This window comes from Arthrobacter sp. AOP36-C1-22 (assembly GCF_052377515.1).
Classification (GTDB): domain Bacteria; phylum Actinomycetota; class Actinomycetes; order Actinomycetales; family Micrococcaceae; genus Arthrobacter_H.
The window spans coordinates 1-25,409 of the sequence record NZ_JBQSWW010000034.1; the positions used below are offsets into that span (position 1 = coordinate 1).

The following is a 25,409-nucleotide window of genomic DNA, read 5'->3' on the forward strand; positions in this document are numbered from 1 at the left end:
GCCTTATTCACCGGATACACCATGCGGGCATGCAAAGGCGACGTGCCAGGTTCATCGAGAATGTCGGCCCAGGTCTTCAACATGTCCGTATCGACAGCGAGGATACGTTCAAGGTGGGGGCGCGTGTCCCATTTGCCCTCGTCGTCCTTGAGGCCAGGGACCTCGGTGCCTCCCTCATGCCCGATCGAACGCTCTACCGTCTCCGGGTGATACAGCGACGCTGCCATCAGGAAAGTGGGCGACTCCTGGCTCGCCCCATAAACATGTACCCCGTATACAACTAGGTTGTGGATCTCGAAAAGGTGCATTTCATTGATGAACTGCCAGTGACGGCGAAGTCGGCGATATGTCGCGGCCCGGAGGTGCGTCGCCCGTTTCTCGGTCAAATGTGATTCAGGATGAATCAGCGAAACGATGCCCCCCGGCGAGGAGTTGCTCCAGGTTCGTTCCATGAACGACCGGTAGAGGTCGGGCCTGAGACCAGCAACTATGGGATAGAGGTTCTTAGAGGTGAGGACTTCGCGCGTTGCGACGATAGAGCTGGCCATCGCCGACATGAACCAGGTCTGTTGGGAATCAGCCTTAGCACTTGCTTGCTTTTCGCGCTGAAGCGCCTGGGATTGCTTGTCGTTGAGCTGCCACCAGGGATCGAATTCAGCGTAGATGGCTTTCTCGTCCCAGTCGGGCCTGACCCAGGGCGGATTTCCGACCTGCAAATCGAAGCCACCGCGGCCGAAGACCGAAGCGAATTCGAGTTCCCAGTGGAAGAAGCCCTGTTCGTCGGCAATTCGCCCGCAAACATCCAACCAGGGGTGCTCGGCTCTGAGCTCGTCGATGTCCTTCTTCCCGGAGAGTGGACGGTCGAAGATCTCGAAGTCGTCCAGGTCGTTCCAACCGGCGGTCGACAGTACGCTCGTTTGGCCATGGGATTGCCCGTATTTGCGCGGCCCTTTTTTGGAATCGGCGATCGGCTTGCCGAGAATCCCTTCCGCTGCGTTCAGCCATTGTTCCAAGGACGGCGGCTCAGGGAAATCCTGACCGTCAGGAACGACCGGCCAGAACCAGAGCGCGTTCCACGCGTCCATGACCCGCTTGAGCCGTTGGAACAGACCGTCCGGATCTCCCAGCTTCTTTTCGATTTCTGACCGCGAGACACCGTGCGATTCCTCGACGCTCTCCGGCTTGCCGAAGTAGGCGATGTCCCGCCGGGCCTCCGCCTCCGCGACCTGCAGGCGGCGCAAGGACACCTGCCACAGCGTCTCGACGCGGCGTGAGAGGCGCACCAGACGCTCAACGTCTTTAGCTGCGAGCTTCCTGTTGATCTGCTTGCGCCAGTCCTTCAGTGACTTTTGCGCGTCGGTGGCGAGGTCCTTGACCTCCTTGGCCTGTGCAGCAGCGCCCCAGCCTTCACCGGGCACAAGGAAGTGATGGATCCGCCCGACCGTCGCGGCGTCTTCGGTATCGCGCTCGAGGGCATCGACAAGACCCGTCATTGGGTTCGCCTGCGGTTCCTCGGAGAGGTATTTCTTCGCCAGCACCTGTTCCCGCGAGTAGGTCGCCCGGCGCGCGCCGATCAGGGAGTTGCCGCGCTTGAGCCGCAGACCGAACCACGGGGCCTGCAGGCCGCTGACCATGGTGTCCAGCCATAGGGAAACTTCGGCCAGTTCGACGGCGGTGGCGTTGAGGTCCACGCCGTGGACCTGGTGCAGGGCGATCTGGGCCTTGACCTTCTGAAGCTCGACCGGATATTCATCGGCCGGGATCTGGGTCTCGAGTTCGGTCTGTTTGCGCTTGAGGTACTCTTCGGCCAGCTGACGCACCGCCTCAATGGCGAAGGCTCCCGACCCCAATGCCGGCTCACAGACCGAGAGTTCCAGGATCCCGTCCGCCGGGGTTTCCTCGGTCAACAATTCCGCCAATGCCTGGGAGACCACGAATCGGGTCAGGACCTCGGGGGTGTAGTAGGAGGCAGACTGCTGCCGTTCCCGTCCGGCCAGGCGGAAGACGAAGGAACCACGCTCGTGCAGGATGGGTTTCATTTCACCCGTCAGCGGGTCCGCTGCCCGGACGAAATGCCTAGCCTCGATATCCTTTGACTTCGCGACCGAGACCACCCAAGAGCCTTTTTCGGCATTACCGTCCTTGGCGACCTCGTGCAAGTCCTCCTCGGCGATGAAGCCCGTGTAGGACATCAGGCCCTCATAGACGGCGCCGAGCTGGTTGATGCCCAGGTTGGCGTAGGAGACGAAACCGCGGTCCTGGTTCTTCTTCTCGCCGGTCAGCAGCAGGCGCAACAGCACCTGCTGGAGGGCCTGGTTGCCCAGCTGTGCGTCGTTGATCAGTCCGGTGGCGGAGCGTTCGAACAGATCGGCCTTCAGCGGTTGGAAGTCCAACCCCTGTTCGTCGTCCTGGGCGACACCAGCCGCCGGCGCATTCGTTGCCTGGGCTTGCTGAGTTGGGTGGTCGCCGTTGACCAGCAGGAAAAGCTGGTTCAGGGATTCATACAGATGGGTTCCGTGCTGGGATTCGTGGCCGTTGAGTTCCACGAGGGCGAGCTCACGCAGACGTTCCAGTCCATAGCCGTCGTCGTACTCGGTGGCCCCGACCGGCAGGACACCCATCTCCGGTGATGCCTCGGCATAGAGGAGGAACAGGATTCGGTAGAGGAAGCGCAAAGATTGCTTGGCCAGCACGTTGCCGTCAACGCCCTCGTTTGCCCTTCCGGCGGCCGTGCGCCGTTCCAGGACGTTGTTGGCAATGATTTCAATGGATTCGCGGATGCCATCGCGCAGGTCCTGGGAGACGGAGACGGCGTGCTTGACGGAATCCTCCAGGATCCCGTCCCACCAGATGGTGCCGTCCGCCTGCGGTGCCAGCGAGGTCCGACCAAAGATGGCTAGGAAGCGGTCCACCTCTCCCCCGCGCTTATGGTCCTTACGGTCGGCGACCACCAGCGCATCCGCGGCCAGGTAGCGCCCTTCGGGCCAACGCTCGCGTTCGGTGAGCAGAACGAATCGTCCGGCGGTGACCGCGATGTACTTCGGGGCTGGTTCGCAGAGATACAGCTCGGAAATCAGCTTGGCAATTGGCCAATCAACCTGTTTGCCGTCCTGCTGCACCCCGCCCAGCACCCGTGCCGAGGAGATGACGTCGTCGATGGAGTCGGCCGGGGTGGCTTCGAGCCAGAGCAGGTCGTTCCCGAACTGGTTGTAGCCGCGTTCAACGACCAGGTCGCTACCACCGCGTTCGAAGGTCAGTGAGGCCAGCTCTCCTGGGAACCCGAGGACCGTGCGTAAGCGGGCGTAGACGGTGGCGGCGGCGCCCTGCCTTGCCTCGATGTCCGTGGCGGGTCCTGTCGACTCTCCCGTCCCGGTGTCTTCGCCCAGTTCGGCCAGGGCCACCTGCAGGTCGGCCCGGGCTGCCGAGAAGCGTTTCAGGACGGTGTCATGGCCCTCCTTGGCATCGGCATCCCACTCCTTGCGGAGCTTCAGGACATCGCCCTGGAAGGTTCCCTTGGTGGTGTCGGCAGTGAAATAGTGCTCGCTGATCCATTCTTCGGCCAGCGTGAAGGAGTCAAAGGCGGGCATCAGCGGCCTTCCGTTTCAGGGATGGTGGCGGCGGCCGTGGCCACCGGGGTGTCGCGCGGCACGATGGCCAGAAGAGGCCGGACCACCCGTTGGGCGGGGCGCATGGCCTCGGCGAGTTGGCGCTCCTCGGCGACGCGTTCGCGGCGTTGCCGGACATCGGCTCGTTGGGTCAGCGCATCGGATTCCTGGGACCAGGCGTCGGCGCGCTGCAGCCAGTCCTCCAACCGATCCTCGGCGTCGTTCTCCGCCGCGCCCATGGTCTGGTTCAGGTAGTGCTCCGCGGCGTTGACCGCACCGGGCAGGAGCTCCTGGATTCCGGCCAGGTCCACCGGGCCCGGGTTGGCGGATTTTGCGTTGAGCCCGATCTCTCGCAGGTATGCCCCCACGTCACCGACCGCCGTCGGTAGGGCGAAGTCAGGGGCCTCGACGTCGGGCATCTGCACGGCCATGAAAGCCCGGCTGACCAACTGCCCGCGTCGGTTCATCACGGTTCCCAGGACCAGGAAGGTGGGGTGGTCGACGTCGCCGCGCACCCCCAGCACCTCGTTGCGGGACATGGACGCCAGTGCCCGGTCGCTCGCCCAATCCAGCACGGGGTGCAGGGGACCCAGATAGTGCGCTGCCGGCCACATCATGTCGTCGGAGGAACGTGCGACGGTGAGCTGGTGCTCTCCCGCGGTGAGCGTCGTGGCCAATTTCAGGTTCTCAGTCACACGGCGTTCGGTGAGGTAGTCCTGCGGTAGGACCCCCATGCGTCGACGGAGATCCGCGGTGGGCTTCAGCTCGGCGATGCCGTGTTCGGGGTGGACTTTCCACTCCACCTTTTGTGCCGGATCGGTGAATGCCTCGGTCAGCGCCTCCTCCAGGAACGCCAGATCAGATGAGTAGAGATCCACCCGCTCCTCGAGTTCGACGACCACCTCTGCAGGACGTGACGCCGTAGATTCTGCGTGCTCTTCACTGCCCTGGACGTCGGCGGCAGGATCGTCGGGGGAATCCTCGTCGTTGAAGAGGGACTCGAATTCCGCCCACGGGTTGTCCAATACCGTGCCGGGTTCGGGTATCACGTCCTCGAGGTCGCGTTGCTTGATCAGGGCATCGCGGATGGCGTCTTCCTCTGCCTTGACCGAGCCGGCCCCCATGAGAGAGGCCACGTCGTTGAGGACCTGGTGGGCGGCGTGTTCCTTTTCCATGAGGCGGGCCAGCACGCTGATGTCACCGGAGAAGCGGGAATCATCGGGATCCAGAAGCAACGTGGTGATCTGGGGCGAATGCTTCTGCCCGTAACGGTCGATACGGCCGTTGCGCTGCTCGATGCGGATGAGACTCCACGGGATATCGAAGTGGATCAGGTGATGGCATTCTGCGTGCAGGTTCACCCCTTCCGAGGCAACATCTCCGGTGACCAGGACGCGCAGCTTCGAATTGCCGCGCTTGAACTGATCAACAACGTCTTGCTGTTCGACGTCGGTCAGGCCACCATGCAGGATCGCGATGTTCTCCGGCTTCAGGCCCAAGGATTCGGTGAGCTCTTCGCGCAGGTACTTCAGTGTCGCGACACGTTCGGCGAAGACCACGGCCCGCATGGGCTTGTTCTTGCCCACGCCGATGTCCTTCAGATGGGTCACCAGGGCGCCGAGTTTCGCCGAATCCGCCTCCAGGGCGACCAGCGTCAGCTCCCGGAGACGTTCCAAGGCGGCTGCTTCTCGGGCAGCGGGGGTTGCCGTGCCGTCAATGCCCTTACCAGCACCCCCGACCTTCTTGAGTCGTTCTTGTACCGAATCCAACAGGGCGGCCGGTGAGGAGAGGAAGGCCTTGGCCAACGTCCAGCCGAACAGTGCCGCCGTCGTCCCCGAATAGGGGCTCTTGCCCTCCGGGTAGAGCCACGTGCTCGCCAATTCGTCGGCGATGGCGTTCTCCGCGGGCGAGGCGGGCACGAGGCGATTATCCGGTTCGAGGCGTTCGGCCCAGTCGGCGCCGACTTCCCGGGCCACCTCGGGGCTATGCCGGTGGCGGCGGACGATCAGTTGGCGCACGGCCTGTTCATCGACTGTCCCGTCGGGGCGGACGACGGTGGGGTCCAGCAGGCGCAGCAGTTCGGCGAAGGATTCCTGCCGGCCATTATGCGGGGTGGCGCTGGCTAGGATCAGGGCGTCGGTTTTGGGGGCGAGGATGCGGGCGAGTTCGTTGTTCAGGGTCCCGGTGTTGGTGAGGTTATGGGATTCGTCGATGACCACGGCATCCCAACCGACCTTCTTCAAATGTTCGCGGTACCGCGGGGACTTCAGCGTGTCGATGGAGATGATGGCACGTTTGTAATAGGTGAACGGGTTGCGGGTGGCCGGCAGCTTCTGGCGGACTTTCTGGATGCCTGCCGAATCCAAACGGACGAATGGCAGGGCGAAGCGGCACCACATCTCGTGCTGCATCTGTTCCAAAACGTGGCGTGGTGTGACGATGAGGATGCGCTCGCCCCGTCCCCGGGCGACCAGCTCGGAGAGGATCATGCCGATTTCCAGCGTCTTGCCCAGGCCAACGGCGTCCGCGATCAGGATCCGGGGCCGGATGTTGTGCGGATCAAGGGCCGTGGCGACGGCTATCTGCTGGTACTTCAGTGTGGCCGCCAACATGCGGGTGGAAACACCCAGCCGATTACTGGTGGCCGGCACCGGGGTCTTGCGCAGGGTGGTTTCCAGGAAGAGACGTGCGCGGCGGTAGTGGGGAGTTCCATCGGCGGTGACCCTTGCTTGACGCGGATCGACCACCTCGATCGTGTCGAGGTCCGAGTAGAAGCTGGCGGTGGTGTCGCGGACCAGTTCGCTCAGGCCTTGGACCCTCACCAGGGTGCCTTGGGTGGTCGAGCTGGTCGAGGTGACCAGCCAATCCTCGTCCCGGACCCGGATCACCGAGCCGGGCGCGAGATTGATTTCCGCTGATTCCGCCGGACGCGCAGCGTCTGCCTCGGCATGGCCAACTACCACTGAACAAGCCCCCATGTTTCTTTGATGCGACCGGCAACCATGCCGGTCCTGGCCACTAGGAAAAGCTCCCCGATTGGCTCTTCCCACCCTAAGGGATGATCTCCGACATTTTGGGCAGATCGCGCCCGGTGGGTGCCGCTGCCATCCGCTGCGAAGAGCTGCTTCGTCGTCAGGATGCTGGCCTTTATGAACCTTTCGACCGAGGATGGCCTGAAGGTGTACAGACCATCCAAGGAGATGAACCAACATGAAAATGAAAGACCAAGCCGCGATCATTACCGGGGCCGCGAGCGGCATCGGGCGTGCTACGGCGCGACGGCTGGCTGAAGACGGCGCGAAGATGATCTTGGTCGACTACAACGAGAAAACGCTCCACGAGACGCTGGAACTGGTCAAGGGACAAGGTGCCGAAGCCCATGCCGTCGTCGTAGACGTCTCGGACTCCGGTTCCGTTCACGGCTACGTCCAGACGGCCATTGAGAGCTTCGGCCGAGTCGACCTGTTCCACAATAATGCCGGCATCTTGCAGGTCCCCGGCCCGCTCCACGAGTCCAGCATCGAAGACTTCGACCAGATCGTTGCGGTGAACCTGCGCGGGGCCTTCATGGGCATGAAATACGTCTTGGAGCAGATGATGCTCCAGGGCTCGGGGTCGATCGTGAACACGGCATCACATGCGGCCATCCGTGCCGAACCGACGATGGGGATGTATGCGGCGACCAAACACGCCCTGGCGGGGCTGACGGTGACGGCGGCCAGCGAATACGGCCCGCACGGGCTGCGCATCAACGCGGTGTGTCCCGGAGGAGTGAAGACCGCCATGACAGCAGGCATCCCCGAATCAGCGGATCTCTCGGGCTTCGGGCCCATGCAACGCATGGCCGAGCCGGAGGAAATAGCTGCCACGGTGGCTTTTTTACTCTCGGACGAGGCCTCCTACATCAACGGAGTCCTCCTGCCGGTTGACGGGGGGCTTGCCACCTAGGTCCGCGAGGCCTGGAAGAAACCCGCCCCGGCCGTTACTGGATACGCTGAAACCAAGAAGGCTTCCCCTCCCCGGGGAGCTGCGCGCTTCGGAGTGGATCCCGCGGCGTCTTGACGCGAGTCTGGCGGCACCATGAGCCGGGCGGGGCCAGTGGTTGGCTTGGTGGGAGCCGCCGTTTCCCACCGGCATTTTCCCGGCGTCCTGCGGGCAGAACACTATCGAGGTGGTGTCGCACAGGCGCTCGAGCAGCATGCCGCATCAGGCCCGGTGATGATGGCCTGACTTTTCGTGGATACCGCCATCATGCTCGTCTGGTTACCGCTGCGTGGCTTCCCTCACCCTGGTCACGAACTCGACTCCGATGGCCTTGTAGAACCGTCGCTGCCCTGCTCAACCGGAGCCGGATACGGCACCGGGGCCGCCGTGTCCACTTCGGGTTTGCTCCGCCACGGCCGCTGGCTGTGGAACTCCAGAAGCTGGGCGCCCAGACCAAAGAACACCATCGCCAGCCACACCGCGATGTTCAGCCACGGGATGTGCAACGCGATGATCAGGATCAGACCACCGACCAGCGACTTCACCACCGGGTGCCGATCGCCGCGGAAGAGGAGCCGCCCAATATAGAAGGCGCCATAGACGAACGTCGCAAGCGTGAGCGCGGTCCAGACGATGAAGCCAGCCAGTGCCAAGGGGGCACCGATGACCGTCACGAGAAGGGCTAGCAGTGCTGCAGGGACGGCGATGGATGCCAGGAAGCCGATGAGAAGCGCCTTCCAGGGTGACGGAACGAGGTGGTTGGTGACCCGCTGCAGCCACCGTGGGAAGAGCAGGCCGGAGAACAGGGTCACCAGGCTCAGGGCAATCAGGGCGTAGAGCAACCCGAGGGACCAGGCGAGGAACGAGGCGCCAGGTGAACGGTCCTCGGTTGTTGATTGCGGTGTTTGTATGCGTTTCACTTCGCCGTCGACGGCACCGTCAGCGATTTGCCCTTCGGTGTCACTGTAGTAGGTGGCGCTCCCGCCGACGGATCCGTCGATGCTGAGGCGCTCGACGCTGACCAGCAGGTCTCGGCCGACGTCGCCCTCGATGGTGAGATCGCTGGAGGCCCCCACCAGATCGTTGCCGAGCTTTCCACCGTCGGTGACGGTGATGCTGCCGGCGAAGACGGTTGCGCTGCGCGAGACGTCACCACTGATCTTGACGTTCTGTCCGGCAAGCCGCACGTTGCCGTCAATGGTGCCGGTGACGGTGATCGTCTGCGCCGCCGCGATCACGTCTCCGGTGATTTTGCCGCTGATGGTCACATCCTGCCCGGAAGCATACACATCCCCGTCGACCACACCTGAGACGTCGACCGATAGGTCGTTGTAGAACTGGGGGCCTTCGCTATCGCTCTGCGCCGAAGGATCGGGAGTCGGGGCGGCGACGGCGGCATTCGTCCCTGCGAAGAAGGCCAGCAAGCCAAGCAGTAGGACGGCCCCGATCGACCGATGGATGTATGACAGAACGCTCATTCCGGTACCCCCGGGCTTGGAAGACAGATCTCCAAAGTGAGGTCCATGAGAACGGCTCACGGTGGAAGCATGTCTCTCTAGTAAGGACGGCCCGTCGGGACGAACCTGGCCTGAGCTTATCAAGAGTAGTGATGGGAGGCAACGGTGGGCGCTGGTCTCTTCCCTCCGAGGAACGGCTCGTTGCGGACGGGCACACCCATGCATCATTGGCCCTCATCGTATTAATCCGCATCCACGGCAGTGCCACGTCATGTCGACAGGCACGGAGGAATCGAGGCATTCCCTGGAATGAGCGTTCAGGTTGGAGCAAGGTCTAGTTCTCTTTCGGATCCGGCTTACGGAGCCCGCGAACGAACTCGGCGCGACGCCTGGCTTCGCCGGTAGGCGCCGGCAGGAGATCCATCCGCCCGGTTGCTGGATGTCTACATCACACCCGGCGCGATTCATTTATCTTGGGGTGTTCAGAGAAGGTCAGGCATGACCTGGAATATCAGCCCGAAGTTGACGACGGCAATGAGTAGTGACGTCACTGCCAGGGTGTCTGCGAGAACCCATACCTTGGCACGATGCGTGGAGACACGGCAGCGTGTCATCGGTCCGCGGGCCCAGCTCTGGCACCGTTCTGGCGTTTCCGTCCACGCATTGCACCGGGCCATGAGACTGCCTGCGACGATCAAGGGAATCGCAACGCCGCAGACGGCGACGGTCAGGCCGTCCCGGGTGTTGTTTTCCACGAAAGAGAAGCTCATCAAGACCGCAAAAAATCCCAGCAGGGAAATTCCTTGCGTGGTCCAGATTTCCCTCCAGACTGCCCGCTGTTTGATCCTCCGCGCGGTATCCTCCCGTGCCGGCCGAGGGGCTTTGCTTCCCGTCGACACCGCACTGGGGGTGGCCTGTCCGAGCGTTTTCATCTGCGGGCAGGCTTCCATCGAGGAATGTTCTTCGATGTCGCAGCGTGGGTCGTACCGGCACATGAAAGGTCCTTTCAGGGCAGGCCAACTAGTGGTCAGAATCTCCGATGAACGATTCCACGGATCCGCGCTCCGTTGCGGGTCTGGGCTAGATGGCCGGCTGATACTTTCCGGATTCCCTTGGCAAGACCGAAGATCCCGACCCAAAAGGATTGAGGCCAGGAGAGGTGACCGCGACCCGGTCGAAGGAAAATTCATCTGTCGCGAGACGGCCATATGTGGCCCCACCGGCTCGCCCCGGGCTGGGCCGCGACTGGATATGCTTGAACTCATGAACGAATATCCTCCCCGGGGACCGCAGCTGCACGCAGCTGACCCGGCGGCCCCCACGACTCCTGCCTGGCCCCATCACGAGCCGGCGGAAAACCTGTTCCATCCGACCCGGCTGTCCCCGGTGGAACCGCCACGGCGCTATAGCCCTGGCTTGGTGATCGTGTTGGTGCTCAGCGGTCTCATCCTGCTCGGTGTTGCCCTCTGGTTGGGACTGGTCCTGGGCGCCGGAACCCTCTTCGTCGTGGGCTTGCTGGCCCTGTTTCCGCTCGGCGTCTGTCTGGCGGGCCTCGCCTGGGTGGACCGCTGGGATCCCGAGCCCAAGATGATTCTGATCAGCGCCTTCGTCTGGGGTGCCGGGGTCTCCGTGGTCGGGTCGCTGTTCTTCGGGGCTGCCTTCGAACGAGCCTTTGCCTCACTGGCCGCAGTGGCCGGGCCCGATCTATTCGGTGCGGTGGTGCAGGCCCCGGTGGTCGAGGAGACCATGAAGGGGCTGGGGGTGCTGTTGATCTTCTTCGTCGCTCGGAGGAACTTCGACGGCCCGGTCGACGGAATCGTCTACGGCGGGACGATTGCCGCCGGTTTCGCCTTCACCGAGAACATCCTCTACTTCTCCGACGCCTTTGCCGGGGCCGGGGCAGGAGCCATCCAGGTCTTCGTGCTGCGCGGCCTGTTCTCCCCCTTTGCCCACGTGCTGTTCACCGCGTGGACCGGATTCGCCTTGGGCCTGGCCGTCCAACGCGGGGCCCGACGGTACTGGCCCTTCTACTTCCTGGCCGGGTTGATCCCGGCGATGCTCGGGCACTTCCTCTGGAACGGCGGGGTGGGACTGATCTTCCACGACTTCTGGACCTTCTATGTGCTGCTGCAAGTCCCGTTGTTCATCTGCGCGATCGTTGCGGTGATCCTCCTGCGCCGGGCCGAACGCCGGCTGGTGGCCCAACGGCTGAACGATTATGCGCAGGCCGGCTGGTTCAGCCCGGAGGAGGTCGAAATGTTCGCCACCCGCAGGGGACGCCGCCAAGCCAATGGATGGGCTTCGGCCACCGGACGTCGGAAGGCCATGCGCGGTTTCACCCGGACGGCGATGCGTTTGGCAGCCACCCGGAACCGGATCATTGCCGGCTCCCACCGGCAGAAGGCACAACGCGACGAGGCCCGACTGCTGGCACTCATCCTCGACTACCGGCTGGCGCTGACCGGCAGCCCGCAGGCCCCGGGCGTCGCCTGAGGCGGCACAGACACCAACGGCGGGTGCCACCCCTTTCCCAGGGGTGGCACCCGCCGTCGTACACTGTTTTTTCCGGGAAGAGCCCGGCGCCGGCTAGGCCAGCAGCGTTGGCTTGAGTTGCTGGATGCGTCCGAGCAGGCCGTTGATGAATTCCGGGGAGTCATCGGTGGAGAAGACCTTCGCCGTGGCGACGGCTTCAGCCACCGCCACCGCGTCGGGAACGTCGTCGTTATAGAGCAGTTCCCAAGTCCCCAGCCGCAGCAGGGTGCGATCCACTGCCGGCATCCGTTCCAGTGTCCAGCCCTTGGCATAGGTGCTCAGGATCTCGTCGATCCTCTCCCCCTGGGCCATGACCCCTTCAATCAGCGTCAACGTGTATTCGTTGACCGTGATGTCGGTGGTCTCCCGACGCAGACGCATGGCCTCCAACGGGGAGACGGAACGCTGCTCGGCTTCGAACAGGACGTCCAGCGCCCTCCGCCGGGCTTTGGTGCGGGCACTCACTAGTTGACACGTCCCAGGTACTCGCCGGTGCGGGTGTCGACCTTGACCTTGGTGCCCTGCTCGAGGAAGAGCGGGACGTGGATCTCGTAGCCGGTTTCCACGGTGGCCGGCTTATTGCCGGCCGAGGAGCGGTCCCCTTGCAGGCCCGGCTCGGTGTAGGTGATCTCCAGGGTGACCGAAGGGGGCAGTTCCACGTACAGCACTGAGCCCTCATGCATGGCGATGGTGACCATCTGGGATTCGAGCATGAAGTTCGCTGCGTCCCCGACGACCTTGCCTTCGACGGTGAGCTGGTCGTAGTCGGAGGTGTCCATGAAGACGTAGTCGGCGCCGTCCTGGTACAGGTACTGGTAATCGCGGCGGTCCACGTTCGCGGTCTCGATCTTCAGACCGGCGTTGAAGGTCTTGTCAACGGTCTTGCCGGAGAGCACATTGCGCATCTTGGTGCGGACGAAGGCCCCACCCTTGCCGGGCTTCACATGCTGGAATTCGGTGATCGTCCACAGCTGGCCGTCGATCTTCAGCACGGTGCCGTTCTTGATGTCGTTAGTGGTAGCCACGAATACTCTCTCTGTTGATTCCCGCTCCGCGGTCAGTGCCCGCCCGGTCACGGGCAGGACTGCGGGTCGGGTCGCATTGTCAAAAAACCATAGCCATTCTAACGTACGGGCGAGGCCTTGGCCTGCGCGGCCGCCAGCGACCGCCGCGAGATCTCGATCCTGAACTCCTCGTCCCCGGCCTCCACGCGCAGGTCCAGCGCCAGCTTGAAGCGGGTCACCGCGGCATGGAAATCCCCCACCGTGTAGTAGAGGACCCCCAGCTGCTGCTGCAGTACCGACTCGTGCGGCAGGTCCTTATACTCCTCGATGAGGTTCCGCAGCCGGTTGATGGCCCGTTGCGGGTCGCCGTTGGCGCGGACGACATCGGCGTCGACCACGCGCATCGGGAAGTTCTGTGGCTCCACGAGCCGGGTCTCGGTGACCAGTTCCGCCGCGTCGGCGACATCACCGCGGGCGACGAGGATCATGACCTTCTCCACCGGGTTGGCCGTGGCGTAGGCCTGCCGTGCGGCCTCCTCGTCGACGACCTCGGCGAGCAGGGTTTCGGGGTCGATGGCCAGGCCCGGGATCCCGGTGCGGATCCAGTTCTCTGCGGTACTCATTGGGCGATTTCCTGGTAGGCGGCGAACAACAGGGACGTATCGGGGACCTCGAGCATCCCCGGTTTGGCCAGCCCGTCCAGGACCACGAAACGCAGCAGGTCCCCGCGGGCCTTCTTATCCCGGCGCATCCCGTCGAGCAGGGACTGCCAGCGGTCGCGGCGGTAGGACACCGGCAGGCCCAGGGACTCGAGGATGTTCCGGTGCCGGTCCGCCAGCTCGTCGCTGATCCGGCCCATCGAACGGGCCAGTTCGGCGGCGAAGACCAGGCCGATGGACACCGCTGCCCCGTGGCGCATCTGGTAGCGCTCGGCCAATTCGATGGAGTGGGCCAGGGTGTGTCCGTAGTTCAGGAACTCGCGCTGGCCTGCTTCGCGCAGGTCGCTGGACACGATCCGTGCCTTCACGGCGATGGTCCGTTCGATGATCTCGCGTAGCTGCTCGGTTCCGGCGGTGGAGGCGGCCTTCGGATCGGCCTCGATGATCTCCAGGATGCGCGGATCGGCGATGAAACCGCATTTAACCGCCTCGGCCAGTCCGGTGATCAGCTCGTTCGGCGGCAGGGTGGCCAGGGCATCCAGATCGACCAGGACCCCCGCCGGCGGGTGGAAGGAGCCCACGAGGTTCTTGCCCTCGGCCGTGTTGATGCCGGTCTTGCCACCGACCGCGGCGTCGACCATGCCCAACAGCGAGGTCGGGACGTGGATGACCTTGAGCCCGCGGAGCCAGGTGGCGGCGACGAATCCGGCCAGATCGCTCACCGCTCCACCACCGACCGAGACGATGGCATCGGAGCGGGTGTAGTCGTTCTGGCCCAGGACCTTCCAGCAGAAGGACGCGACCTCGATGTGCTTGCCCTCTTCGGCGTCCGGGATCTCTGCGGTCATCGCCGTGAGACCGGCGGCCTCCAGATCGGATTTGACGGTGTCACCGGTGGTGCGCAGGGCCCGCGGGTGGATGATCAGGACTTTGCGGACCCGCTCCCCCAGCAGACCCGGCAGTTCCCCGAGCAATTGCTCTCCCACGACGACGTCGTAGTTGTCCTCAGGGGCCGTACCCGTCACGCTGATGCGGGTCGAAGCGCTGCTCATGTGGTGATGCCTCCAGATGTTGATGCATGACGCCGGTAGGCGCCCTCGATGTCTTCTGCCAACCGCGCGACGGATCCCGTGCGCGCGTCGATGGTCAGGCTGGCGCAAGCACGATACAGGGACTCGCGCTCCGCAAGGATATCGGCCCAGCGCCGGATCGGGTCCCCGTCGAGCAGGGGCCGACCCGAATCGGCCTCGATCCGCGGGCGGACCGTGGCCAGATCGGTGTGCAGGTAGACCGTGAAGGAGCCGGCCAACAGGTCGCGGTTCCCCGGGTCCAGGACCACGCCGCCGCCGGTGGCGATCACGGACGGTTCCTCCCGTGAGGCCGCCCGGGCCAGGGTGGTGCTCTCCACGGTGCGGAAGGCCGCCTCTCCCCTCTTGGCGAAGAGTCCCGCGATGCTGCCATGCCCGGCGGTGATCTCCTCGTCGGTGTCCACGAAGCGGTATCCCAACCGGTCGGCCAGGGCCCGGCCCACGACCGATTTACCGCTGGCCATGGGCCCGATCAGGAAGATGTCCTGCACCATCAGTGGCGGACCGATCCCAGGGAATCGGGGATGGAATCCAGGTAGGAATCCAGGTTCCGGCGGGTTTCGGTCAACGAGTCGCCCCCGAACTTCTCCAACACCGCCTGGGCCAGTACCAGGGCGACCATGGCTTCGGCGACGACCCCGGCCGCCGGGACGGCACAGACATCGGAACGCTGGTGGTGGGCGGTGGTCTCCTCGCCGGTGGCCGTGTCGATGGTGCGCAGGGCCCGGGGCACGGTGGCGATGGGCTTCATGGCGGCCCTGACGCGCAGCGGATCCCCGATGCTCATGCCGCCTTCGATGCCTCCGGCGCGGTTGGAGGAGCGGCCGATGGTGCCGTCCTCCTCACGGACGATCTCGTCGTGGGCTGCCGAGCCGCGGCGGGCGGCGGTGAGGAAGCCATCTCCGACCTCGACCCCCTTGATGGCCTGGATGCCCATCAGGGCGGCGGCCAGGCGGCCGTCGAGGCGACGGTCCCAATGGACGTAGGAGCCCAGACCGGGAGGCAGGTTGTAGGCGATGACCTCCACGATGCCGCCGAGGGTCTCGCCGTCCTTATGGGCTCCATCGACCTCGGAAACCATGGCGTCTGAGGTATCCCGATCGAAGCAGCGCAACGGGTCGGCGTCCAGGGCGACGACGTCCTCGGGAAGGGGCAGGGCGGCGGTTTCGGGAACCGAGACGCTGCCCACGGCCACGGTGTGGCTGATCAGTTCGATGCCCAGTCCGGCCAGCAGGCGTGATGCTGCGGTTCCCAAGGCGACCCGGGCCGCGGTTTCGCGGGCGCTGGCGCGCTCGAGCACGGGGCGGGCGTCATCGAAGTCGTATTTCTGCATGCCGGTGAAGTCGGCATGTCCCGGACGTGGCCGGGTCAAGGGCGCATTACGCGCCAGGGAGGCCAATTCGGCGTCGTCCACCGGGTCGGCGTTCATCACCTTTTCCCATTTGGGCCATTCGGTGTTCGCGACCTCGATGGCCACCGGCCCACCCTGGGTGAGTCCATGGCGGACCCCACCGACGAAACTGACCTGGTCCTTCTCGAACTTCATCCGGGCGCCGCGCCCGTAGCCGAGCCGGCGCCGGGCCAGGGCATCCTGGACGTCGGTCGTGGTCAGGGGCACACCGGCAGGCAGGCCCTCCAGGATTCCTACGAGTGCGGGTCCGTGTGATTCGCCCGCCGTCAACCATCGCAACATGATCTCCATCCTGCCATGCCCATGGCTCAGTTCCGGGGGTGGGGCAGCCCCACTGCGTCACACATCACATTTGTGACTTGGCCCCAGTCGGCTTCGGTGACCCCGCTGAACATCTTCACCTGTTCAACCGCTTGGTGCAGGAGCATGGACAGTCCCCCGATCACGGTCCCGCCGGCGGCTTCCCAGGCCGAGGCCAGGGCACTGGGCCAGGGGTCGTACGCCACGTCGAGCAGCGCGGTCCCCGGGCGCAGGGTGGGCAGGTCCAGATCCTGGATCAGCCCGTCCGCGGCATGCGGGGGCAAGGTGGAGACCACCGCGTCGTAGCCTTCCAACCGCCGGGCCGCCGTCGCCACGTCAATGGCCTCGGCGGTACAACCCAGTGTCGTGGCCAGTTCGAGGACTCCTGCGGCCCGGGACCCGTCACGGACGACGTAGTCCACGCTCTGCGCGCCCATGCTCCGCAGGGCTTCGGTGGCCGCGCTCGCGGTGCCTCCCGCCCCGAGGACGGCCACGGCCCCCACCCGGTAGGCGCCGGCGTCGCCCAGGGCGCGGACGATCCCGTCGACGTCGGTGTTCTCCCCGCGCAGGTGGACCCGTCCCTCGGCCCGGCCGACCACGATGGTGTTCAGCACCCCCAGCCGCTGGACGCGTTCGGAGATGCTGTCCATCAAGGGCACCATGGCCTGTTTCAGGGGCATGGTCACCGAGGCACCCGTCCATCCGGGTTCCGTGCGCATCCTGGCGGTCAGTTCCCGGGCCTGCCCTGTGCCGGCCTCCACCCGTTGGTAGTCGATCGGGACCCGGAGTCGGGCGTAGGCGGCCTGGTGCAGGGACGGGGACTTCGAATGGGCGATCGGCTGTCCGAAGACCGCGGCCCGGGCTGGGTGGCTCACTTGCAGATGTCCTCGTTGTCGGAGCACCAGTCCCTGAACTCCTGCTGGTAGACCTTGTGCTGCTCATAGGTCTTGGCGAACTTCGTTTCACCGGTCTCGGTATTGACGGTCACCCAGTAGTAGTAGTCGTTCTTCTCGGGGTGGATGGCCGCGTCGATGGCCTTGTCGCCGGGCGAACCGATGGGCGTGGGGGGAAGGCCCCGGTGCTGGTACGAGTTGTACTTATTGCTCTTGTCCGCCTTCTCCTCCTTGCTCAGCTGCAGGGTGTAGCGGTCCAGGCCGTAGATGACGCTGGAGTCGACCTGCAGGAGCCCGTCGGTCTCCTTGTTGTCAGGCTTCAGCCGGTTGTCCAGTGCCCCGGAGACGATCTTGTAGTCCTTCGGGCTGGCCTCGGCCTGCAGGATGCTGGCGATCTTCAGGGCGCGGTACTGCTTGGCCGGATCCGTGACGCCCTGGCTGGTGAGCTCCTTGGTGGTGGCATCGACCATCTCCTGGAGCATGTCCTCGGCGGTGGCATCGAGCGGGAACCGGTATTCGCCCGGATGCAGGTACCCTTCGAGGTTCTTCACCGGCTTCTTGAGCCCGAACTTCTCGGGCTGGTCATTGAGGTCCTCGAGGTCACCGAGGGAAACACCGGTGTCCTCGGAGATCTTCTCGAACACCGCCTTGGTCCTGACGTTCTGCTTCACCGCCACATAGCTGACCTTGTCCGCGGCCTCGCCGATCAGGATGTCCGCGGCGTCCTGGGCTGCCATCTTGTATTTGAGCTGGTACTCCCCCGGATGGATTTCCTTGTTCTCGGCATCCGAGTCCTGGACGGCCTCGAGGAAGATCTTGCGGTCGGACACGATGTCCTTCTCGGTCAGGTGTCCGCCGATGACCGAGGGACCCCAGCCGGGTTCGACGGTGAAGGTCACTTCGCCTTCCCCGGGGCCCGGGTAGTCCTCGGTGGTCCACATGCCCAGGATGTTCTGGAGCAGCAGCACGGTGATGGCCAGGATGATGGCGAAGATGCCGATCACGATGGCCATGATCACGTTCCGACGCTTTCGGCGTCGCTTGCGGACCCCCGGGGTCGATTGGCTTCCGTTGAGCAGGGATTCGGTGGGGCTCTCCTCCTCGGCCTCCGGCTCGGGGTCGGCGAGCAGGAGATCCTCGGCCGCGGGCGCCTCGGAGGGGGCCTGGGCCGCGAGGGGTCCGGGGGTGTGTTCGGTGCCCACGTCGTCGGAATCAACCGGCGGGTGCGCCTGGAGCAACTCGGCCTGATGGTGATCACGCACCGGAAGGTCCTCGGGCGCCGGGTCCTCGACGGGTCCGCCGTCCTCCGTCACGGGGTCAGGAGTTCCGCCATCCCCGGTGTCGGCCGTCATTGCCGCGGGTGCGGTGGGTTCGGTATCCACGGGTTCGGGTTCGGTCGGGTCGGGATCGGCTGGTGCGGCGGCGTGCTGGGCCGCCGCCGGATGGGCCGGCTCCTCCCCGGGTGCGTGTTCATCCCAGGGGGCGGTCGGTGCCGCGCGGCGACGGCCCGAACGTAGACGACGGAACGGCGCGGGCGCCTCGGGCACCCCGGTGCCGTCGGCGCGCTCCTGAGGACCCCCGGGTTCGACGCCGGGGCCCTCGGATTGCTGCTCGTTCATCCTCTGATGTCCTTCACTGAAGATCGGTGCTGGCGGAACGCCCTCCGGAAATGACGGAGTCCCCCACATCGCGCTGTAGTGATTTTTGCATATCCAGCGCTTGTTGCAGAATATCCGCTGCGGCGACCTGGTCCACCACTTGACGATGTTTCCTTCCGTCGAGCCCGGAATCATGCAGGGCCCGATGCGCCGAAACCGTGGTCAGACGCTCGTCGATCAGCCGCACAGACACCCCGGGAGCCTGCTCCTGGAGCCCTTCGGCCAGGAGCGAGGCGTAGTCGCGGGCCATCTGTGTCGAGCCTGTTTCATGACCGCGGAGGGACCGGGGCAACCCCACGAACACCTGGACTGCTGCGTGTTCGACCACGAGCTTCGCCAGGACGCGCAGATCGCTGTTCTTCTTCAGATCCCGTTTCAAGGTCTTCAGCGGTGTGGCCAGCACCCCGTCGGGGTCGCAGAGGGCCACCCCGACGCGTGCCATGCCCACGTCGACCCCAAATTTCACTCCGCGCGGAGGGCCCGGCGCGTCGGAGCCGCTCAGGATCGTTCCGCGATCTGGCGCAGGACCGCGGCCAGCGCATCGCCGGTCCGGGCGGGATCGGAGCCGCCGCCCTGGGCGACGTCGTCCTTCCCGCCGCCGCCGCCGCCGAGGATGCCGGCGGCTGTGCGCACCAGGGCCCCGGCCTTGACGCCGAGCCCGCGGGCGGCCTCATTGGTGGCCACCAGGACCAAAGGCCGTGAGTTGGCGACGCCGGTCAACGCCACGGCGGCCGGTTCGGAGCCCAACCGGTTGCGCAGGTCCAGGGCCAAGGCGCGCAGGTCATCCGCCGAGGCGACCGCCCCGGCATCGTGGGCCAGGACCCTCACCCCGGCCACCTCGCGGGCCTGGGAGAGCAGTGCGCCGGCCTGTGCGGAGCGCTGCTCGGCCCGCAACTTCTCGATTTCCTTCTCGGCGGCCTTCAACCGGGACAAGGTTGCATGGATGCGGTCGGTCAATTCCATCGACGGGACACGGAACAAATCGGTCAGTTCGTTGACCAGTGCCCGTTCCGCGGCTCCGTGGCGGAAGGCCTCCATCCCCACGAGTGCCTCGACCCGTCGGTTGCCCGAGCCCACCGACTGCTCCCCCAGCAGGGTCAGGCTGCCGATCTGGGAGGTGTTGGCCACATGGGTGCCACCACACAGTTCGCGCGACCAGGCCCCATCGATCTCCACGACGCGCACGGTGTTCCCGTACTTCTCGCCGAAGAGGCTCATGGCGCCCATGTCCTTGGCCTCATCCAAGCCCATGACGTTGGTCTGGACCTCGTAGCTGTTGCGGATGGCCAGGTTGGCGACTTCCTCGACCTCGGAGCGGGCGGCCTGCGACAAGGCCTCGGTCCAGCTGAAGTCGAAGCGCAGGTAGCCGGCCTTGTTGAACGAACCGGACTGGCTCGCCTCGGGACCGAGGATCTGGTGCAGGGCGGCATGGACCAGGTGGGTGGCCGAGTGGGCCTGTTCGCCGGACCGGCGGCGCTGTGCGTCGACTTCGGCGGTGACCAGGGCATCGGAGGGCAGTTCGCCTTCGCGTACGACGGCACGGTGCACCGACAGTCCGCGCACCGGGGACTGGACGTCCAGGACCTCCACGACGAAGCCGTCTCCGGTGATCAGTCCCACGTCGGCGGCCTGGCCGCCGGCTTCGGCATAGAACGGGGTCTCGTCCAGGACCAGTTCGATCTCCTGGCCCTGCTCGGCGTAGCGGACCAGTTCCCCGTCGCGGACGATGCCGCGCACCGAGGACCCGGTGGTCAATTCGTCGTAGCCGGTGAAGACGGTGTCCCCGGCGCCATGGAGTCCGCTGAAGACGGTCAGGTCCGCGTGTCCGGCCTTCTTGGCCTTCGCGTCCTTCTGCGCCCGCTGGCGCTGTTCGCTCATCAGGGCGCGGAAGGCCCCTTCGTCGACGGCCAGACCTGCTTCCGAGGCCATCTCCAAGGTCAGGTCGATGGGGAAGCCATAGGTGTCGTGTAGGGCGAAGGCCTCTTCCCCGGACAGGGAGGTCCCGGCGGCCTTGGACGCGGTGACTGCATGTTCCAGTCGCGCGGTGCCGCTGGCGATGGTGCGCAGGAAGGCCCGCTCCTCGGCATAGGCGATCCGTGAGATGCGGGCGAAGTCGGTTTCGACCTGCGGGTAGACGCCCTTCATGGTGTCCCGGGAGACCGGAAGCAGTTCGGGCAGGACCGGATCCTCGACCCCGAGCAGCCGCATGGCACGGACCGCACGGCGGATCAGGCGACGCAGGACGTAGCCGCGTCCTTCGTTGGAGGGGCTCACCCCGTCGCTGATGAGCATGAGCGAGGACCGGATGTGGTCCCCGACCACGCGCAGGCGCACGTCGTCGGTATGACGGGGGTCCTCCGGGTCCTCGGTGGAGGAGTATTCACGTCCGGCCAGCTCGGCGGCCCGATCCAGGACCGGACGGACCTGGTCGGTCTCATACATGTTCTCGACGCCCTGCAGGATCATGGCCAGACGTTCCAGACCCAGACCCGTGTCGATGTTCTTCTGCGGCAGTTCTCCGGCCACATCGAAATCGGTCTTCGAACGCACCGCGGAGAGCTGGTACTGCATGAACACCAGGTTCCAGATCTCCACGAACCGGGTTTCGTCCACCGCCGGGCCGCCGTCGAGCCCGTAGGCGGGGCCCCGGTCGTAGTAGATCTCGGAGCAGGGTCCACCGGGGCCGGGCTGGCCGGTGGTCCAGTAGTTGTCTTCCTTGCCGGTGCCCACGATGCGTTCGTCGGGAACGCCCATCTGGTCGCGCCAGATCGCGCGGGCTTCGTCGTCGCGCTCCTCGCCATCCTCGTAGACGGTGACCCAGAGGCGTTCGGGGTCCAGCCCGAAACAGCCGTCATCGACCGAACCGGTCAGCAGCTCCCAGGCGTAGGAGATGGCTTCGGCCTTGAAGTAGTCCCCGAAGGAGAAGTTCCCGCACATCTGGAAGAACGTGCCGTGGCGGGCGGTCTGGCCGACTTCTTCGATGTCCCCGGTGCGCAGGCATTTCTGGATGCTCACGGCACGCGGGTAGGGGGCCTCCTCCTGGGCGGTGAGGTAGGGAATGAAGGGGACCATGCCGGCGACGGTGAACAGCAAGGAGGGATCGTTGGAGATCAACGAGGCGCTGGGCACGACGGTGTGGCCCTTGGCTGCGAAGAATTCAACCCAACGGTTGGCGATTTCCTGCGATTTCATGAGTGCTGGCGATCCCTTCATGGAACGGTACTGCGGGGTGTGGTGGAGCCTGGTGTCAGCGGCGGTGCGTGGGGGCGTCGGCCTGCGGGTCGTCCAGTCCCAGGGCGGTCCGCAATTCGGCCTCGCGGCCGTGCATCCCGTCACGGAATGCTTCGGCGGACGTGGTCATCGCATCGGCCAGTCGTCCGACGGAACGGTTCAGTCCCTCGCGGCCCAACCCCTGTTTGACGGTGGCGACCTTACGGGCCGCCAGCACGCCGACGCCGACACCGATCCCGACCCAAAAGAGCTTCTTGATCATGCTGGCCTCCTAGCGGCTGCGGCGGCCGGTGCCGCCGGTGGGTGCATTGATGGCGCTACGGACGCCGTGGGTGAAAGCCGCGACCTTGATCAGCGGTCCGCCGAGCACGGAGGCGGCCAAGGACGAGAGCGCGGTGACATTGGCCGAGGCGTCGGAGACGTTGTTGGTGATGCCATCGACCTTCTGCAGTTGTGCGTTCGTGGAGGAGACCGTCGTGGTGACTTCCTCCAGTAGGGGGCTGGTCCCGTCCGAGAGCTCACGCACGGCCAGACGCAGTTCATCAAAGACCCTTCCGAGCTTGATCACGGGAACGGCCAACAGTGCCACCAGAATGGCGAAGACCCCTGCGGCGATGAGGCCGGCAATATCGGACCCGGTCATATGGAACTGCTCCTCCTGCTAGGTGCTAATCAACAAAGGACAACATTACCTTTTTCCGCCAGCGGTGGCGCAGTCGGCCCACCGGGCGCCGTGTTTTCCGTAAGAACCCGACGATCCTCGCCTCCGGGAGGGCCCACCCGAGCACGATCCGCCAGCCCCTGGGCCATTCATTCCCCCTGCGGCGGAGTGAGGAGGGTGAGCTCGTTGCCTTCGGGATCGGCAAAGGTGCGCCGGAGCCCGTTCTGTCCCGTCAGGGCCCGTCCCCCTGCTTCCAGTACCGCTTCGGTCTTCAGGCGGGCCGTCTCGGTGGAGACCTGCAGTTCGATATGCAACCGGTTGCGTGCCCGGCGCCGGTCCTCGTCCACCGGATCCATCTGCTGGAAGAAGAGGACCGGGTTGAGGCGGCGAGGATCAACGATGTCGGTCACCGAGGGGCGGGGATCCTGCGCATAGCCCAGCACCGAGGCCCAGAAGCCCCGGACGGCGTCCACGTCGATCGCGTCCACGCCGAATTGGACGAAGCGGGTACGCCCCCTCTCGGCCGTGAGTCCCAGGCCCCGGGCCGCCGCCTGGATCCGGCCGGCCAGGGCCACGAATGAGGAGCCATCGGAGCGTTCGGCGTCGTCCCACTGGTCTTTGCCGCTGTCGATCGTGACTCGCCCGGGACGCAGATCCACCAGAAGCGGGATCTTCGCCTCGTCGGCCAGCTCGGCCACCGCGGTGGCCAGGGATACGGCCACGGTGCCGGAGGCGGCCGGGTAGGAAGCGGTCGCCCCGAACGCGACGCTCCAATCGCTGGTGTCCGGTTCCGGTGAAAGCACGCCGCCCGGAACGAGGTCGACCTCGTTTCCATCGATGTCGGCCAGGGTGAGCCCGTTGGCTCCGAAAGGCTCCTGGCCGAGGGTGGAACGGACTGCCTCCACCTGGCCTGGTGGTCTGACGACGTCGACATGGATCCTGCCGCGGAGGTCGTTGTGCGCCGATGGACTGGCCCATGAGATGGCCGGGTCGCGCCCGGTGGGATCCTCCAGCCGGGCGGCGCCGTCGTGTTCGTACCCAAGCACCGTCTGCCAGAAGGTCCCCTGCGAGGAGGAGTCGGAGGCGTCGATCGCCAGCTGCATCACCTGCACAGTGTCCGGATCGGAAGCCATCCCCAGTTCTCGGGCGGCCGTGGAGATCGCCCGGGCCCGGGCCGCTTCCTCGTCACTGAACCGCCCCGGGGCGCCCGGGTCGAAGTGGATCCGCAGGCCGCTGGACCGTAGATCGATATCGGGCAGGGTCCCGCCCTGGAATACCTCGGCGATGCGACCTGCCAGAAGAGCGCTCCCGGCCAGCGAAGGGGCGTTGAACCACGCGCAGGCTCCGTCGCCGAGGAAACTCCAGTCCCCGGGCCCTGCATCGTTTGCGAACCCCGTGTAGTGGGGTGGCTGCATCATGAGGACACCTTCCATCAGTGGGCTCGCACCGCGACGGTGCTGCTCCCCGCTGGAGGGACATTCGTGGCCCCCGGGAAGGCGCCCGGTTTTCGTGCCGAGTCTAGAAGCCAGGATGGTCCCTGCCTAGGTCGGTTCGCCATCCCGGTCTTCGCCGAAGGTCCACTGGCCGTTGTCATCCCCAAGGAAAAAACATGGAGCCCATGACCAGCAGGTCATGGGCTCCATGGGTGACGCGCAGTACGCGTCGGGAATCAGCGGTGGCTGGTTCCTAGCGTGCGTAGTACTCGACGACGAGGTTCTCTTCGCAGGTCACGGGGACCTCCGAGCGCTTCGGGCGGCGCACGAGGCGGGCCTGAAGTGCTTCCATCTTGACGTCCAGGTAGGCCGGTGCGGCCGGCAGGACGTCGCGGTGCGCGCCGGTGGCGGCAATCTGGAACGGAACCATGGTCTCGGACCGCTCGTGGACGGCGACCAGCTGGCCTTCGCCTACGCGGTACGACGGACGGTCAACGCGCTGTCCATCAACCACGATGTGGCGGTGAACGACGAGCTGGCGGGCCTGGGCGATGGTGCGGGCGATGCCCGAACGCAGAACCAGGGCGTCCAGACGCATCTCGAGGAACTCCACCAGGTTTTCACCGGTGTCGCCAGCTGAGCGCTTGGCATCCTCGAAGTAGCGGGCCATCTGTGCTTCACGGATGCCGTACTGGGCGCGCAAACGCTGCTTTTCACGCAGACGCACTGCGTAGTCGGAATCCTGCTTCTTGCGGGCGCGTCCATGCTGGCCGGGGCCATAGGGACGACGCTCCATGTACTTCTCTGCCTTGGGGGTCAAGGCAAGGCCGAGGGAACGCGACAGGCGAACCTTACGGCGGGCACGGGTGTGATTAGCCACTGGTGTCCTTCTTCTTTTTATCGGCGACTGTGTGTCACTGGCCTCCCTGGCGGAGAGTTAAGGGAAGTCGCTCCCTTGGTACTACAACTCGATCTCCATCCGGGGCACCGGGGTGCCGCCTGAAAGGTCATGCGGATGTGATCGGCTTGCCAGCCAAGGAACCATCCTAACACCACCGATGGCCCGGTCCCGTGTACGGGTCCCGGGCCGGTCGTGGATCAGTTACCTTCGCTCCTCCCGGTCCTTCTGGTCCGCCGGGCCGAACACCGAGGCTGCCATGGCCGTGGGCGTCACCCGGGCCGAAAGTTCCGGATGGTGCAGATCCAGGGCAGGACGTTCGGAGCGGATCCGCGGCATCGAGTGGAAGTTGTGCCGCGGCGGCGGGCAGGAGGTCGCCCATTCCAGCGAAGCACCGAAGCCCCATGGATCATCGACCTCGACCCGTTTGGCCGACCGGGCGGTGATCCAGACGTTCCAGAAGAACGGGATCATCGACAGGCCCAGAACCATGGAGAAGACGGTGGAGAACTGGTTCATGGTGGTGAAGCCGTCTTCGGGCAGGTAATCCGCATACCGGCGCGGCATGCCGATCACGCCGAGCCAGTGCTGGATG

General features: G+C 65.3%; 20 protein-coding genes and 1 pseudogene. 2 read left to right on the forward strand and 19 right to left on the reverse strand.

From position 1 onward, the window contains the following. Together ACT3S6_RS14395 and ACT3S6_RS14400 are read right to left on the reverse strand one after the other, a co-directional pair. The coding region (locus ACT3S6_RS14395; protein ID WP_444555522.1) for an Eco57I restriction-modification methylase domain-containing protein at positions 1–3,587 on the reverse strand (3,587 nt) is incomplete at its 3' end. Beyond that, on the reverse strand, positions 3,587–6,568 hold the full coding sequence (locus tag ACT3S6_RS14400) for a helicase-related protein (RefSeq protein WP_443349111.1): 2,982 nt from the start codon (positions 6,566–6,568) through the stop codon (positions 3,587–3,589). The genes ACT3S6_RS14395 and ACT3S6_RS14400, both read right to left, overlap by 1 nt. Before the next feature lie 247 nt (positions 6,569–6,815). Here ACT3S6_RS14400 and ACT3S6_RS14405 point away from each other — a divergent pair, with 247 nt between their 5' ends. Further along, complete coding sequence (locus ACT3S6_RS14405; protein WP_443349109.1) at positions 6,816–7,553, forward strand: SDR family NAD(P)-dependent oxidoreductase; 738 nt, start codon at positions 6,816–6,818, stop codon at positions 7,551–7,553. 344 nt (positions 7,554–7,897) lie between these two features. Here the strand turns inward: ACT3S6_RS14405 and ACT3S6_RS14410 are convergent, their stop codons facing one another. Further along, positions 7,898–9,067: a hypothetical protein gene (locus tag ACT3S6_RS14410; protein ID WP_443349107.1), complete on the reverse strand. Its 1,170-nt coding sequence runs from the start codon at positions 9,065–9,067 to the stop codon at positions 7,898–7,900. Between the two features lie 461 nt (positions 9,068–9,528). After that, positions 9,529–10,041, reverse strand: coding sequence for a hypothetical protein (locus ACT3S6_RS14415; protein ID WP_443349105.1), 513 nt, complete (start codon positions 10,039–10,041; stop codon positions 9,529–9,531). Between the two features lie 268 nt (positions 10,042–10,309). Between ACT3S6_RS14415 and ACT3S6_RS14420 the strand changes: the two genes are divergently transcribed. Continuing rightward, positions 10,310–11,539, forward strand: a complete 1,230-nt coding sequence (locus ACT3S6_RS14420) for a PrsW family intramembrane metalloprotease (protein ID WP_443349102.1) — start codon at positions 10,310–10,312, stop codon at positions 11,537–11,539. Positions 11,540–11,632: 93 nt separating this feature from the next. Here the strand turns inward: ACT3S6_RS14420 and nusB are convergent, their stop codons facing one another. The 15 genes and pseudogenes from nusB to ACT3S6_RS14495 form a co-directional block, all read right to left on the reverse strand. Continuing rightward, positions 11,633–12,043, reverse strand: coding sequence for a transcription antitermination factor NusB (nusB, locus tag ACT3S6_RS14425; protein WP_443349100.1), 411 nt, complete (start codon positions 12,041–12,043; stop codon positions 11,633–11,635). Continuing rightward, on the reverse strand, positions 12,043–12,603 hold the full coding sequence (gene efp / locus ACT3S6_RS14430) for an elongation factor P (RefSeq protein WP_087000690.1): 561 nt from the start codon (positions 12,601–12,603) through the stop codon (positions 12,043–12,045). Before efp ends, nusB begins: the two co-directional genes overlap by 1 nt. Before the next feature lie 98 nt (positions 12,604–12,701). After that, positions 12,702–13,205 (reverse strand): DUF6584 family protein, encoded by a 504-nt coding sequence (locus tag ACT3S6_RS14435; RefSeq protein WP_443381849.1) that lies wholly within the window; start codon positions 13,203–13,205, stop codon positions 12,702–12,704. After that, complete coding sequence (aroB, locus tag ACT3S6_RS14440; RefSeq protein WP_444555523.1) at positions 13,202–14,293, reverse strand: 3-dehydroquinate synthase; 1,092 nt, start codon at positions 14,291–14,293, stop codon at positions 13,202–13,204. The genes ACT3S6_RS14435 and aroB overlap by 4 nt, the downstream gene beginning before the upstream one ends. Continuing rightward, a complete protein-coding gene (locus tag ACT3S6_RS14445) occupies positions 14,290–14,823 on the reverse strand; it encodes a shikimate kinase (RefSeq protein WP_444555524.1) in 534 nt (177 codons plus the stop codon). Before ACT3S6_RS14445 ends, aroB begins: the two co-directional genes overlap by 4 nt. Continuing rightward, entirely contained in the window at positions 14,823–16,022 is a 1,200-nt protein-coding gene (aroC, locus tag ACT3S6_RS14450) for a chorismate synthase (protein ID WP_444555525.1), read from the reverse strand. The genes ACT3S6_RS14445 and aroC overlap by 1 nt, the downstream gene beginning before the upstream one ends. Before the next feature lie 26 nt (positions 16,023–16,048). Beyond that, the gene (locus ACT3S6_RS14455; protein WP_444555526.1) at positions 16,049–16,915 is read right to left on the reverse strand and encodes a shikimate dehydrogenase family protein; all 867 of its coding nucleotides are present in this window, start codon (positions 16,913–16,915) and stop codon (positions 16,049–16,051) included. Then, positions 16,912–18,552 (reverse strand): endolytic transglycosylase MltG, encoded by a 1,641-nt coding sequence (gene mltG, locus ACT3S6_RS14460; RefSeq protein ID WP_444555527.1) that lies wholly within the window; start codon positions 18,550–18,552, stop codon positions 16,912–16,914. Before mltG ends, ACT3S6_RS14455 begins: the two co-directional genes overlap by 4 nt. A gap of 13 nt (positions 18,553–18,565) precedes the next feature. Beyond that, complete coding sequence (ruvX, locus tag ACT3S6_RS14465) at positions 18,566–19,039, reverse strand: Holliday junction resolvase RuvX (protein ID WP_444555528.1); 474 nt, start codon at positions 19,037–19,039, stop codon at positions 18,566–18,568. A gap of 50 nt (positions 19,040–19,089) precedes the next feature. After that, the gene (alaS, locus tag ACT3S6_RS14470) at positions 19,090–21,783 is read right to left on the reverse strand and encodes an alanine--tRNA ligase (protein WP_444555529.1); all 2,694 of its coding nucleotides are present in this window, start codon (positions 21,781–21,783) and stop codon (positions 19,090–19,092) included. A 55-nt stretch (positions 21,784–21,838) separates the two neighbouring features. After that, on the reverse strand, positions 21,839–22,084 hold the full coding sequence (locus ACT3S6_RS14475) for a hypothetical protein (protein WP_444555530.1): 246 nt from the start codon (positions 22,082–22,084) through the stop codon (positions 21,839–21,841). 9 nt (positions 22,085–22,093) lie between these two features. Next, positions 22,094–22,465 (reverse strand): DUF948 domain-containing protein, encoded by a 372-nt coding sequence (locus ACT3S6_RS14480; protein ID WP_444555531.1) that lies wholly within the window; start codon positions 22,463–22,465, stop codon positions 22,094–22,096. Positions 22,466–22,632: 167 nt separating this feature from the next. Beyond that, positions 22,633–23,901, reverse strand: coding sequence for a VOC family protein (locus ACT3S6_RS14485; protein ID WP_444555532.1), 1,269 nt, complete (start codon positions 23,899–23,901; stop codon positions 22,633–22,635). Between the two features lie 268 nt (positions 23,902–24,169). Beyond that, a complete protein-coding gene (rpsD, locus tag ACT3S6_RS14490; protein ID WP_444555533.1) occupies positions 24,170–24,796 on the reverse strand; it encodes a 30S ribosomal protein S4 in 627 nt (208 codons plus the stop codon). 222 nt (positions 24,797–25,018) lie between these two features. Beyond that, positions 25,019–25,409: pseudogene (locus ACT3S6_RS14495) on the reverse strand (cytochrome ubiquinol oxidase subunit I); the annotation flags it as partial.